Annotated in this window: 15 protein-coding genes, 1 pseudogene and 1 other annotated feature; of the genes and pseudogenes, 7 read left to right on the plus strand and 9 right to left on the minus strand. The window is 37.1% G+C overall.

Annotated features, from left to right (window positions below):
- The 3 genes from C568_RS31135 to tyrS all read right to left on the minus strand — a co-directional run.
- On the minus strand, nucleotides 1-172 hold a 172-nt coding region (locus C568_RS31135; RefSeq protein ID WP_018782779.1), incomplete at its 3' end, for a transposase.
- Nucleotides 173-337: 165 nt separating this feature from the next.
- Nucleotides 338-466, minus strand: a complete 129-nt coding sequence (locus C568_RS0122525; protein WP_003201148.1) for a hypothetical protein — start codon at nucleotides 464-466, stop codon at nucleotides 338-340.
- A gap of 144 nt (nucleotides 467-610) precedes the next feature.
- Complete coding sequence (gene tyrS, locus C568_RS0122530) at nucleotides 611-1,867, minus strand: tyrosine--tRNA ligase (protein WP_003201146.1); 1,257 nt, start codon at nucleotides 1,865-1,867, stop codon at nucleotides 611-613.
- A 67-nt stretch (nucleotides 1,868-1,934) separates the two neighbouring features.
- Nucleotides 1,935-2,160: a binding site (T-box leader), on the minus strand.
- 239 nt (nucleotides 2,161-2,399) lie between these two features.
- Here tyrS and C568_RS0122535 point away from each other — a divergent pair.
- Nucleotides 2,400-2,990: a TetR/AcrR family transcriptional regulator gene (locus C568_RS0122535; protein WP_018782780.1), complete on the plus strand. Its 591-nt coding sequence runs from the start codon at nucleotides 2,400-2,402 to the stop codon at nucleotides 2,988-2,990.
- A gap of 72 nt (nucleotides 2,991-3,062) precedes the next feature.
- Nucleotides 3,063-3,758, plus strand: coding sequence for a YqeB family protein (locus C568_RS0122540; protein ID WP_018782781.1), 696 nt, complete (start codon nucleotides 3,063-3,065; stop codon nucleotides 3,756-3,758).
- Nucleotides 3,759-3,855: 97 nt separating this feature from the next.
- On the opposite strand, the gene C568_RS0122545 is transcribed toward C568_RS0122540, so the two are convergent.
- The 5 genes from C568_RS0122545 to acsA all read right to left on the minus strand — a co-directional run bounded on the left by C568_RS0122545 (nucleotide 3,856) and on the right by acsA (nucleotide 7,507).
- On the minus strand, nucleotides 3,856-4,101 hold the full coding sequence (locus tag C568_RS0122545; RefSeq protein WP_018782782.1) for a hypothetical protein: 246 nt from the start codon (nucleotides 4,099-4,101) through the stop codon (nucleotides 3,856-3,858).
- Nucleotides 4,082-4,627 carry an RNA polymerase sigma factor gene (locus tag C568_RS0122550; RefSeq protein WP_018782783.1) on the minus strand — a complete coding sequence of 182 codons (546 nt, stop codon included), beginning with the start codon at nucleotides 4,625-4,627 and terminating at the stop codon, nucleotides 4,082-4,084. The genes C568_RS0122545 and C568_RS0122550 overlap by 20 nt, the downstream gene beginning before the upstream one ends.
- Nucleotides 4,608-5,063: a hypothetical protein gene (locus tag C568_RS0122555; protein ID WP_018782784.1), complete on the minus strand. Its 456-nt coding sequence runs from the start codon at nucleotides 5,061-5,063 to the stop codon at nucleotides 4,608-4,610. The genes C568_RS0122550 and C568_RS0122555 overlap by 20 nt, the downstream gene beginning before the upstream one ends.
- A gap of 66 nt (nucleotides 5,064-5,129) precedes the next feature.
- Nucleotides 5,130-5,687 (minus strand): maltose acetyltransferase domain-containing protein, encoded by a 558-nt coding sequence (locus C568_RS0122560; RefSeq protein WP_018782785.1) that lies wholly within the window; start codon nucleotides 5,685-5,687, stop codon nucleotides 5,130-5,132.
- 101 nt (nucleotides 5,688-5,788) lie between these two features.
- Nucleotides 5,789-7,507, minus strand: coding sequence for an acetate--CoA ligase (acsA, locus tag C568_RS0122565; RefSeq protein WP_003201133.1), 1,719 nt, complete (start codon nucleotides 7,505-7,507; stop codon nucleotides 5,789-5,791).
- A 180-nt stretch (nucleotides 7,508-7,687) separates the two neighbouring features.
- On the opposite strand from acsA, the gene C568_RS0122570 reads away from it, so the two are divergent.
- Genes C568_RS0122570 through C568_RS0122585 form a run of 4 tightly spaced genes read left to right on the plus strand, consistent with a single transcriptional unit; the run spans nucleotide 7,688 to nucleotide 11,055 of the window.
- On the plus strand, nucleotides 7,688-8,320 hold the full coding sequence (locus C568_RS0122570) for a GNAT family N-acetyltransferase (protein WP_018782786.1): 633 nt from the start codon (nucleotides 7,688-7,690) through the stop codon (nucleotides 8,318-8,320).
- Between the two features lie 17 nt (nucleotides 8,321-8,337).
- Complete coding sequence (locus C568_RS0122575) at nucleotides 8,338-8,982, plus strand: acetoin utilization AcuB family protein (protein WP_003201129.1); 645 nt, start codon at nucleotides 8,338-8,340, stop codon at nucleotides 8,980-8,982.
- A complete protein-coding gene (locus tag C568_RS0122580) occupies nucleotides 8,979-10,145 on the plus strand; it encodes an acetoin utilization protein AcuC (protein WP_018782787.1) in 1,167 nt (388 codons plus the stop codon). The genes C568_RS0122575 and C568_RS0122580 overlap by 4 nt, the downstream gene beginning before the upstream one ends.
- Nucleotides 10,146-10,197: 52 nt before the next feature.
- Nucleotides 10,198-11,055, plus strand: coding sequence for an alpha/beta fold hydrolase (locus C568_RS0122585; RefSeq protein ID WP_018782788.1), 858 nt, complete (start codon nucleotides 10,198-10,200; stop codon nucleotides 11,053-11,055).
- 5 nt (nucleotides 11,056-11,060) lie between these two features.
- Here C568_RS0122585 and C568_RS34380 read toward each other — a convergent pair.
- Nucleotides 11,061-11,168, minus strand: a pseudogene (locus C568_RS34380) (DNA-binding response regulator); the annotation flags it as partial.
- 132 nt (nucleotides 11,169-11,300) lie between these two features.
- On the opposite strand from C568_RS34380, the gene C568_RS0122590 reads away from it, so the two are divergent.
- On the plus strand, nucleotides 11,301-12,227 hold the full coding sequence (locus C568_RS0122590) for a Gfo/Idh/MocA family protein (RefSeq protein WP_018782789.1): 927 nt from the start codon (nucleotides 11,301-11,303) through the stop codon (nucleotides 12,225-12,227).
- Nucleotides 12,228-12,250 lie beyond the last annotated feature (23 nt).

The following is a 12,250-nucleotide window of genomic DNA, read 5'->3' on the forward strand; positions in this document are numbered from 1 at the left end:
ATGTATAGCGTTTTTCAAAAGCATTTTCACCTAAGGATTCATATTGTTTAATCCACTGATAGAGCATACTGGGGTGAACATCAATAGATTTAGCAATTGTTTTTCCACCTTCAGTCCCCTCTAAATATCGTCTTATCGCTCGTATTTTTTCTTTTGAAGAAAATTTAGCCATAAAAAAGTGCACCTCCGATTGTTAGACTGTGTCTAACAATCGGGGTGCACTTCATTTGGATCGGCTTTTTTCGTTCTTATAGCACTTATTAAAAAAGGATGATAACGAAAGCGAACGCTATCTTTATCATCCTTTTTTATCTTATTCTTATATATAAAATAAAGTTTATTTATCCTCTTGTTTCTCCACATACACATAAGCATCTTTAGGATTTTTATGTACATCACTTTGTGTATTCTCCGCAAGCTGACCAGCATTTAGCAAAGAAAAGATGATGAGCGCTTCTAGTGACATTTTCTTTTACCACTCCTTTCTTTTATCTTATACATATATCATACTCCTCACCTGTGATTTCCGTATGAACATAGAAAGAAGATTAAAACAAAAAGGCTTTGAGGAGTATGTCTCCCCAAAGCCTTTTTTATAAACCTGTATTGATTAGTAACGAATTAAGAAATATTTCTTTTTACCGCGGCGGATAATTGTAAATTTACCTTCAATGCGGTCTTTTTCTGTTACAACATAATCTAATGCTTGTGTACGCTCACCGTTTACGTAAATTGCACCATTTGTTACATCTTCACGCGCTTGGCGTTTTGATGGTGAAATTTTGCTTTCAACAAGCAAGTCGATTAATACTGTATCTTCTGCACTGCGTTCTACAGATGGTACATCTTTGAAACCTTGCTCAATTTCGTTTGCAGTTAGTTCAGCTACAGAACCGCTAAATAATGCTGCAGAAATTTTAATTGCTTGCTCTAATGCTTCAGCGCCATGAACAAGTTTTGTCATTTCAGAAGCTAGTGCTTTTTGTGCTGCACGTTTTTCTGGCGCTTCAGATACTTGTTTTTCTAGCTCAAGAATTTCTTCATGAGATAAGAATGTGAAGTATTTTAAGTATTTTACAACATCGCGGTCGTCTGTGTTGATCCAGAATTGGTAGAACTCGTAAGGAGTTGTTTTCTCTGGATCCAACCAAATTGCGCCGCCTTCTGTTTTACCAAACTTCGTACCATCAGATTTCGTAACAAGTGGAATTGTTAAACCGAATGCTTTCGCATCTTCTTCTGATTTACGAATTAATTCAAGACCAGCTGTAATGTTACCCCATTGGTCACTACCACCGATTTGCAGGCGGCAACCTTGTTGTTGGTATAGATTTAAGAAGTCGTATGATTGTAAAATCATGTAACTAAATTCAGTAAATGAAATACCAGTCTCTAAACGAGATGCTACTGTATCTTTTGCTAACATGTAGTTTAAACCGAAGTTTTTACCGATGTCACGTAAGAATGTAATTACATCTAAGTTACCAAGCCAATCATAGTTATTAGCCATTGTTGCTGGGTTTTCTACATTTTCAAACTCTAAGAAGTTTGAAAGCTGATTTTTAATACTTTCCGTGTAGTAAGCAACTGTATCTTTCGTATTTAATGTACGCTCTGCTTTTTTACCACTTGGGTCACCGATCATACCAGTACCGCCACCAACAAGTGCGATTGGTTGATGACCAGCTAATTGGAAACGACGTAGCATTAATACTGGTAACATATGACCAATGTGTAAGCTATCTGCTGTCGGATCAAAACCACAGTATAATTTAACGCTTTCTTTTTCTAATAATTGTTGTAAACCTTCAGCATCTGTTTGCTGATTAATTAGTCCGCGAAATTCAAGATCTTGTAAAATACCCATATCCTACATACTCTCCTTTAAATTAATCGAGCGCGAAATTTGAAAACATAAAAAAATCGCCCCTCAAATAAGGGACGATTTTGATTATCGCGTTACCACCCTAGTTGCAGGCAAAAGCCTACCACCTCATTCACATAACGGCTCAGCACCGTCTTTTCCCTTTTGAATACGATTCAATCGAAAAAAGATGCTCTAGGGGCGTAATTCGCGATCATCTATGTGCTGATTTTCACCGACCATCAGCTCTCTAAAACAGGGAAATGATCACTACTTCTCCCTTTCCACGCTCAATTATTTATATACTTTTCTTTATATCATTATTTGCTAGTGTGTGTCAAATCGAAGAAAATGGTATATACGAACTGCCTAAGTTTTTTCGTGCTATGCTAATGAAAAGTTAAAAAGAGGTGTTACAGTTCGACTCTCTTGCTGTAATTTCCGATTTGACAGAAAATGAGAAACCTATATATAATGAATTTGATTGAACGTTCAAATTTTAAATTGATTAGTCAATTTTTTAGGGGGGATTTTGATGGAAAATAAACAATCATTTATAGCAGAAGCTCGAAGAGAACAAATCATTACTGCAGCTATTAAAGTTTTAAAGGAAATCGGGTACGTAAGCACAAGTTTGTCCAAAATAGCGAAAAAAGCAAATATAAGTACAGGGCTCATTTCTTATCATTTCTCTGGCAAAGAAGATTTAATGAACAACACACTAATATATTTAGTTGAACAAGAATGGTCATATATTCATGAACGAGTTGTAAAGAAGCAAACATTTACAGAAAAATTAACTACATTTATAGAAGCGAGTTTAGCTTATCAAATTACAAACCGAACAAATAATATCGCTTTAGTTGAAATCATTTTTAATGCCCGTACACCAGATCACATCCCTTATTATTTATTAGAAGACGACGAAGATTTAAAGAATAGCTTACTGCAAAACATTCTTCTACAAGGGCAAGAATCAAAAGAATTTAAAGACTTTCATCCCCAAGTGATTGCAACCGTTATTCAAGGAGCAATATCAGAATCGCTGTTATCACCTCAAAAACAACTAAGTTTAGAAAATTTTAGTGCAGAACTTATTAAAACCATATTGGAAATGGTGAAGTGATAAGAATAGAAAAATTCAAATCACCTCAAAAAATGAAGATACACATTAATAAAAAATGAAAGGTATGAAATTATGAGAGATAACAAAACCGTTATTGGACTTAGTAAGTTCGAAAAAACACTTGTCATTTTCATTCCAATTATATTAGGTGGTTTGGTTGGATGGTTCATTCCAGTCATTGCAAATTGGATATTAAAACTTCCTGTAGTTCCAATGGAAAAGTTATTCCTATTCATCACATCCTTTAACAGTCTATGGGTTTCAATTGTTGCTTCCATTATCGGCATTATTATTGGTATGTTATTAACATTGACGATTTTTGATGAAAGTCTTGAAGTTACAATTTCTTATACTAGCTTGCAATTAAAATTAGGAGATACAGTAAATACCCTTGAAAAATCGAGCATTTCAACAATTTATATGGAAGATAAGCAATTTATTATCCTTGGAAAAAATGGTAATGAATTATACAGAGCCGTTATTGAAACAAAAAAAGGTACAGTTCGAGAAGCACTTCATAATTACCACTATCCTTGGGAAGAGAAAGATCCTTTTCACATTGAATACCAAAGATGGGCTTTAGGACATCCCGATTTCCCTGAAAAAATTAATGCATTACTACATGCTAGGGAACTCGCACTAAAAGAGAAAAAAGCGGATACTGCTAAATACCTCCGAGAAGATTTAGCTAAATTAGGAGTTGTTATTAGAGATGAAAAAAATGGTCAGTATGTCCGACTCATTAAAGATGCTAGCGATGAAGGCTAATGCAAAACAGTCGATTCCTTATCATATATATGGAATCGACTGTTTTTACTTATCTTACTGTATTCGCGCTTTACCGACACACTCTCGCATATTCTAATTAAAGACTTGTAATAAATATTGTAAGCAAAGAAAGCCCCATCCCCCCCACTAATAACGACATATGAAAAGCAATCGATAAATCATTTCCAATCGTTGCTTCCACAGGATCTTTTGCTGGAGAGGCAAGAAAACGCAGCAATCGTTCAAAACGATTTACTTTCTCTGAAAAATCTGGGACAGCCACATGATCGCCATCTAAATACTGTTTCAATTTATACTCTTTCTCAAAGGGATTTTCGTTCAATTTCATCCACCTCCAGCAATTGTTTCAATTTCTTAATGCCGTTATGAAGCCTAGATTTCACCGTTCCTACAGGAATATTAAGCACCTCTGCAATTTCCTTTTGCGGCATATCATGATAATAAGAAAGAATAAGGACAGCCCGCTGATCTTGAGGAACTTTCAAAATTGCCTCTCTTACGGTGAGCCGGTCTTCTTGTGAAAACTCCTTCTCCTGAATCGGTACTAAAAACGGTAAAAGAGAGCACCACTTTTTTCTTCGATTCAATTTATTAATCATAAGGCGATAACCGATTTGAAACAAATACGTTTTAATTTTCCCCTTTTCAATCTCATACATATGCTTCTTACGTTCTAACGATAAAAACGTATCTTGAACGAGATCTATACTCAATTGCTCATCACGGTTAAATCGATACAAAAATTTATATAGCGCTGGTTTGATCAAAACATATAGTTTTTCTCCAGCCTGCTTATCTCCATTTTGATACGCAAGCATGAGCTCTTCCTCACTCCCAATCTGCGCCATGTTTTTTAATCTCCTTTATTCCTTTTAACGTTAAAGAGATTCGGCTAACTAAATAAATACTTGCGACTAATGTCCAAACCTGCGCTTGATTCGTAAAAAACTGTACATATGGATTTTGAATTGTTAATCCGCTTAAAACTAAAAAATTAAGTACCTGTACACATAGACAAGCATATGCCGCAATACAGGCAGAGATTGTATCAAATACATTCCAGCGAAAGTAAACTTTTGTTTTTGTAAAATCAATTTTACTCCCCTTTTTTCTCACAATATATTTCTTATCAAAAGGAATAATGATAGAAAACATAACAATCATTATTATCCCGCCTGTAATCATTGAGACTTTAAATCCAATTGCTATAGGTAATAACATACCACAAGAAAATACGACTATAATTCCTATTAAGGCAAAAATAAGCATCCATTTATTAAACATATAAAGGCCTCCCTCGTCTATTGTTTCATAAATGTATACAGATGAGGGAGGCACTTGGTTCAAAGCTTAATTTATTTTTTTTATTATTTTCGCAGGATTTCCACCAACCACAACGTTATCAGGTACATCCTTCGTTACAACCGCACCAGAAGCAATAACAGCATTCTCACCAATCGTCACACCCGGATTAATAATGGCTCTCCCGCCAATCCAAACGTTATCCCCAATTGTTACTGGCTTCCCAAACTCGGCACCACTTATGCGCTCGACCCAGTCAAGTGGATGTGTTGCTGTATAAATGTGGACACCTGGAGCGAGCATACAGTTCTCACCAATTGTGACAGGACATACATCTAAAATGATGCAATCAAAGTTCGCGTAAAAGTTTTCTCCAACATGAATGTTGTAGCCATAATCACATTTAAAAGAAGATTCAATATGAATGTTGTCACCAGTTGATCCAAATAATTCTTTTACAATTAAACTACGCTCTTCATATTTTGTTTCCGGTGTTTCATTTAATTCTCTTGTTAATATACGAGCATGCTCCCTACCTTCTACTAACACTGGATCAGCAGGTACATACATTTCCCCTTGTATCATTTTTTCTTTTTCTGTTTTCATGATAGCATCCCCTTTAACACGTATATATAAGTTGTTCATCCTTTATGATAGCACAAAAAAAAGAAAAGCCTGAACGGAATATACGTTCAGACCTTTCTTTCTTAATCTTCCATTGTTGATAAGTCACCTGTTGGTAAGTTTAGCTCCCACGCTTTTAACACGCGTCGCATAATTTTACCACTTCTCGTTTTCGGTAGTTTATCTCGGAACTCAATTTGTCTTGGCGCTGCATGAGCTGCAAGTCCTTTTTTCACAAATTGACGAATCTCTTCTTTTAATTCATCAGATGCTTCATAACCTGCGCGCAGTGCGATAAACGCTTTAATAATCTCACCGCGCACTGGGTCTGGAATACCTATTACACCAGCTTCTGCTACCGCAGAGTGTTCAATTAATTTACTTTCTACTTCAAATGGACCAACGCGCTCACCAGAAGTCATAATGACATCATCAATACGCCCTTGGAACCAGAAATATCCATCTTCATCCATATAAGCAGAGTCACCTGATACATACCAATCTCCCGGCATAAAGTAAGACTCATATTTTTGCGGATTGTTCCAAACTGCGCGCATCATCGATGGCCAGCCCTTAGCAATCGCTAAGTTCCCCATTGTATATGGCGGTACTTCATTCCCTTCATTATCAACAATCGCTGCTTTCACACCTGGAATCGGTTTCCCCATTGATCCTGGACGAATTTCCATACAAGGATAATTACAAATCACTTGCGCACCTGTTTCTGTCATCCACCATGTATCATGAATTCGAAGACCAAATGCGTTCATTCCCCAGCGAATTACTTCTGGGTTTAATGGTTCACCAACACTTAGTACGTGACGGAGTGCTGATAAATCGTATTTCTTAATCGCTTCTTCGCCAGCTCCCATTAACATGCGGAATGCTGTTGGCGCACTATACCAAACTGTTACACCGTAATCTTGCAACGCTTCGTACCATGCCTCTGGACTAAAACGTCCCCCTAAAACGACATTTGATCCACCTACTAACCACGGCGCAAAAATCCCGTAAGCAGTTCCTGTTACCCAGCCTGGGTCAGCTGTGCACCAGTATACATCGTCTTCTTTTAAATCAAGCACCCATTTTGCCGTTTGATAATGCTGCACCATTGCATTCTGTGCGTGAAGAACACCTTTTGGCTTCCCTGTAGAACCGGATGTATAATGAAGAATTAATCCATCCTCACGGTCTAACCATTCGATTTGAAGTTTGTTAGAAGCTTGTTCAAATAATGGATTAAACGCAACAAGTTTTCCGCCTTCTTCTGCATTCTCTCCAACAAGAAAGACTGTTTTTAACGCTGGTAAATCATTAAGCGGGACACGCTCTAACAATTCAGGCGTTGTAATTAACACTTTCGCTTCGCTATCTTCTAAACGATCGCGCACCGCTCCTTCCATAAATGCTTCAAATAACGGACCAACAATTGCTCCTAATTTCACTGCACCAAGAAGTGCGAAATATAATTCTGGTGAACGCGGCATGAAAATAAAAACGCGATCTCCTTTTTCTACATCACCATAGTTTTTCAGGACATTTCCCGCTTTGTTGGAGAACTCCTTCATTTCTTTAAATGTATATTTCTCTTTGCGCGATCCATTTTGATAATAAAGTGCCACTTTATTTTTTCGATCAGATTTCGCATGTTTATCAATTGCCTCATATGCCATATTTACTCGCCCTGTTTCATACCAAGAAAAGTTTTTATTAACCTCTTCCCAGTTGAAACCTGCATATGTTTCTTCATAATTCAACAAATTATTTTCTCCTTTAATAACTGGAAGCGTTTCTACTTTCATACTTTACATCTCCCTCCTATGTATTCTATTATCTATTATAATAACATTATTTAAAATTTTCAGTATTTTTGTTGATTTTTAGACAAATTTTTACTGACAAAATTCGATTCACATCGCATATATTATAAAGTACGATAATATATAGTAGATTCACAAACCCTCAAGGTGGTGAGCAAAACATTGATTCATAAAAAAATATATAATGCAAGAAGCTTAAAAACAACGCGAGGAACCTTAATCATTGAAGGTCCTGTATCTACCCATAATCTTGAAATGTATGAATTTCATCCAGACTTAGTTGCCTTTCGTCCCGCTGATCAACAATATAAAGCGATTGTCGAAATTTCTAAATTACCAGAAGCTCGTCTCATTATCGCAAGACATGACCAAACAATTGTCGGATATGTTACATATTTATATCCTGATCCGCTAGAACGATGGTCAGAAGGAAACATGGAAAACTTAATTGAACTCGGAGCAATTGAAGTCATTCCCGCATTTCGCGGATGCTCGGTTGGAAAAAATCTATTAGAGGTTTCGATGATGGATGATCATATGGAAGATTATATTATATTAACGACTGAATATTATTGGCACTGGGATTTAAAACAAACTGGTTTAAATGTTTGGGAATACCGTAAAGTAATGGAAAAGATGATGAATGCCGGCGGACTAGAGTGGATGGCAACAGATGATCCAGAAATTTGTTCCCACCCAGCTAACTGTTTAATGGTTCGTATCGGCAACCGCGTCGATACAAATTCCATCCAAGATTTTGACCGTTTACGCTTTAAAAATCGTTTTATGTATTAAGAAAGGAGACATATGGAATGATTGTAGAAGAAATTATGAATCATGATGTAATCGCACTGCACCCAGATGACACAATCGAAACCGCAATTCGAACAATACGTACAAAGGGCATTCGTCACATTCCAATTGTTGGTCATAACAACAACGTAGTCGGTATCATTTCTGACCGCGATGTACGTGATGCAAGTCCTTCAATTCTCGATGAACAAGTTTCAATGGATATGCTTAAACAACCGATTCAGTTAATTATGAAACAGCCAGTAATGACGTGTCATCCTCTCGATTTTGTTGAGGAAATTGCGACGTTATTTTTTGAAAATAAAATTGGCTGTCTTCCTGTTACAAAGGGCGGAAAGCTTGTTGGAATCATATCAGAATCTACAGTATTACATACACTCGTCAAACTTACAGGTGCCCATCAGCCAAGTTCACAAATTGAAATTCAAGTGAAAAATGAACCTGGTATTCTCGGAAAGGTAGTTGCTATTTTTAGTGATTTACATATTAATATTGTGAGCGTTCTCGTCTATCCAGCAAGAGATGAGAATGATAAAGTACTCGTTTTCCGCATTCAAACGATGAATCCTCTAAGAGTGATCGAAACATTAGAGCAAAAAGGTTATCATGTCTTATGGCCAAACATAATGGGGATGCAGGCATGAAGAGTGCCTTCATTTATTCAGATGATTTTCGGGGCTATTCCTTTAGCCCTGAACATCCCTTTAATCAGCTTCGTGTTACACTCACCTACGATTTACTAGAAAAGAGTGGGCTGATTCACCCTTCTCAAGTCATTCCACCGCGAATGGCAACAGATGAGGAGATTGCTTTCATTCATACAGAGGAATACATAAATGTGGTAAAACGTGCTGGAGAAGGAAAATTAGAAAGATCAATCGCCATGTCATACGGTCTTGGAACAGAAGATACACCGATGTTTCCAAATATGCATGAAGCGAGCGCATTACTTGTTGGCGGTACATTAACAGCTGTAGATGCCGTTCTTTCAGGTCAAGTAAAGCATGCATTAAATTTAGGTGGTGGCCTGCACCACGGATTTCGCGGCAAAGCATCTGGTTTTTGCATTTATAACGATAGCTCGATTGCTATAAAATATATGCAAAAAAAATATGGATTGCGTGTTTTATACATTGACACAGATGCCCATCATGGTGATGGTGTACAATGGTCCTTTTATGATGACCCTAACGTCTGCACCATCTCACTACATGAAACTGGGCGCTATTTATTTCCTGGAACCGGCGCTGTAAACGAGCGCGGTCAAGGTGTTGGCTATAGTTATTCTTTTAACGTTCCACTCGATGCCTTTACAGAAGACGAATCTTTTTTACAATCTTATCGTACCGTGGTAAAAGAAGTCGCAGCTTACTTTAAACCGGATATCATTTTAACGCAAAACGGAGCCGATGCACATTATTACGATCCTCTTACTCACCTTTGTGCAACGATGCAAATTTATCGTGAAATTCCAAAGCTTGCTCATGAAATCGCCAATGAATACTGCGACGGACGCTGGATCGCCGTTGGTGGTGGCGGCTATGATATATGGCGCGTCGTTCCAAGAGCATGGGCACTCATTTGGCTCGAAATGAACAATATCCAAAACATCTCAGGTTATCTCCCCCCAGAATGGATTGAAGCTTGGAAAGGACAAGCACCTATTGAACTTCCCATCACATGGGAAGACCCTAACAACATGTATAGCCCTATCCCTCGAAAGCCAGAAATTGAAGAAAAAAATGCATTAACAGTGGCAAAATCCCTTGAAATTATTCGGAATAATACGAAAAAGGCTTTATATTAAATGATAAGAATAGGGGACTTTCTCCTATTCTTTTTTATGAAAGGTGATATTTATGTGGGAACAAAAACTCTTACATACAAAGCGTGGTATTTTTGAAGTATTTATAAAAGGCAGCGGTGACCCACTATGCGTTACACATCATTACTCCGAGTTTAACGAATCTGGTGATTATTTTGCTGAAATCTTTACTTCTACTCACCAAGTATTTCTTATTAATTTAAGAAATGCTGGTCATTCTGCGAAAGCTACAACGGAACATGAATTAAGTATGAGTGAAACAATTGAAGATTTAGAAGCAATAAAAGAATCACTGCACCTTTCAGCGTGGCATTTCGCTGGTCATTCTACAGGTGGTATGCTTGGTCTTCTGTATGCAATTACCTATCCTACCTCCTTACAATCCTTAGTTGTTGTCGGTGCCGCTGCTAGTAACTATACAAAAACACCAGATTGTATTTACCATCCTGACCATCCACAATTTCAATATATGCAAGACATCATCGAAGAATTAAAACTTCCTCATCTTACACCTGAAGAGCGAAGTGCATTATCAGCTGAACGAACAAAATTATCTTTATATGAACCAGAACGCTATAAAACATACTTCTCGAAACCGATTTATAAAACAATGGCTGTAAGTCGGATGAACGCTTTCGCTAACGAATACCCACAATTCGACTTAAGAGATCAGCTTTCATCTATTACAGCAAAAACATTAATCATTTGTGGAAATCATGACGTTCAGTGTCCAGTGCAATATTCTATCGAGATGCACAAAGGTATACCTGGTTCTATCTTTATTCCGTTTGAGCATAGCAACCATTATCCTTTTTTAGAAGAAAGCGATCATTTTTCGTCTATTATTAAAACTTTCTATAAACCATTACAGCACGAAAGCAGCAAGTACTAAATCACTTGCTGCTTGATCATATTTCCAGATAATCGTTCATAACGAGCGATATGTGCTTTTACTCTTGCAACTCATTCACTTGAACTGAACGGCTTTGTAATATAATCATCCGAAGTGCTTGCAGTAAAAGAGTGCTTCGGGTATATCAAAACTTTAATCTTTGTTTCCTTCTAATACATATGCTACAGTATAGTTGCTACACAACTATACAACTTATAAAAATCCATAGCAGGGTGGGAAAACATATGAATAAACCTCGGATTGGTATGATAGGACTAGGCAACATTGCTCAAAAAGCTTACCTTCCAACACTTACAAAGGAAATAGATTGGACATTTGTGGGAGCGTTTACACCAAACGCTGAAAAACGCAAACAAATCTGTAAGCAATATCGTATTCAAGACTTCTCTAATTTACAAACTCTCGCTTCAGAATGTGACGCAATATTTGTCCATAGTTCCACTGCAACACATTATGAAATCGTTTCCGAACTTCTTCAAAAAGGAATCGATGTTTACGTTGATAAACCATTAGCTGCCACTGTCGAACAGGCTGAAAAATTAGTAGAGCTAAGCGAAAAACATAACCGAAAACTTATGGTTGGCTTCAATCGTCGCTTCGTTCCAATGTACGTTGCTGCAAAAGAACAAGCAAATGATATTTCATGGATTCGTATTGAAAAACATCGCACAAACAAAGTTGGTCCATATACATATGACTTCACAATGCTTGATGATTATTTACACATCGTCGATACAGCACGCTGGTTAGCTGATGATGATCTTCGTGTTGTTCATAATATGATACAAACTAACGAAAAAAACGAACTCTTTTATGGTCATCATACGTATACAAGCACAAATGGCACATTACTCTCTACCGCTATGCATCGCCATGCCGGAACAAATTTAGAACAAATCGAACTTGTGACAACAGGGAAAATCATTCGTGTAAAAAACATGAACCTACTAGAGATTGAACAAGATAATCGCATTACACAAAGCGGTTCCCCTTCATGGGAAACAACATTAAAACAACGCGGATTTGAGGATGCTGTGCAGCATTTCATCGATTGTGTACAAGGGGATACAAAGCCACTAGTTGATGGAGTAGAAGGATTAAAATCCCAACAAATGCTAGAATCATTATTACAATCTATCGAAAAAAAATAAATCACATAATTTGGATTTTATAG

It is taken from the genome of Bacillus sp. 95MFCvi2.1 (assembly GCF_000374965.1).
In the GTDB taxonomy this organism is placed as follows: domain Bacteria; phylum Bacillota; class Bacilli; order Bacillales; family Bacillaceae_G; genus Bacillus_A; species Bacillus_A pseudomycoides.

Excerpts from the sequence above, each read along its gene's own strand:
- C568_RS0122580 (WP_018782787.1), top strand. The coding sequence starts at position 8,979 with ATGAAGAGTGCCTTCATTTATTCAGATGATTTTCGGGGCTATTCCTTT.
- acsA (WP_003201133.1), bottom strand. The coding sequence starts at position 7,507 with ATGAAAGTAGAAACGCTTCCAGTTATTAAAGGAGAAAATAATTTGTTG.
- C568_RS0122535 (WP_018782780.1), top strand. The coding sequence starts at position 2,400 with ATGGAAAATAAACAATCATTTATAGCAGAAGCTCGAAGAGAACAAATC.
- C568_RS0122560 (WP_018782785.1), bottom strand. The coding sequence starts at position 5,687 with ATGAAAACAGAAAAAGAAAAAATGATACAAGGGGAAATGTATGTACCT.
- tyrS (WP_003201146.1), bottom strand. The coding sequence starts at position 1,867 with ATGGGTATTTTACAAGATCTTGAATTTCGCGGACTAATTAATCAGCAA.
- C568_RS0122550 (WP_018782783.1), bottom strand. The coding sequence starts at position 4,627 with ATGGCGCAGATTGGGAGTGAGGAAGAGCTCATGCTTGCGTATCAAAAT.
- C568_RS0122585 (WP_018782788.1), top strand. The coding sequence starts at position 10,198 with ATGTGGGAACAAAAACTCTTACATACAAAGCGTGGTATTTTTGAAGTA.
- C568_RS0122540 (WP_018782781.1), top strand. The coding sequence starts at position 3,063 with ATGAGAGATAACAAAACCGTTATTGGACTTAGTAAGTTCGAAAAAACA.
- C568_RS0122525 (WP_003201148.1), bottom strand. The coding sequence starts at position 466 with ATGTCACTAGAAGCGCTCATCATCTTTTCTTTGCTAAATGCTGGTCAG.
- C568_RS0122555 (WP_018782784.1), bottom strand. The coding sequence starts at position 5,063 with ATGTTTAATAAATGGATGCTTATTTTTGCCTTAATAGGAATTATAGTC.
- C568_RS0122575 (WP_003201129.1), top strand. The coding sequence starts at position 8,338 with ATGATTGTAGAAGAAATTATGAATCATGATGTAATCGCACTGCACCCA.
- C568_RS0122590 (WP_018782789.1), top strand. The coding sequence starts at position 11,301 with ATGAATAAACCTCGGATTGGTATGATAGGACTAGGCAACATTGCTCAA.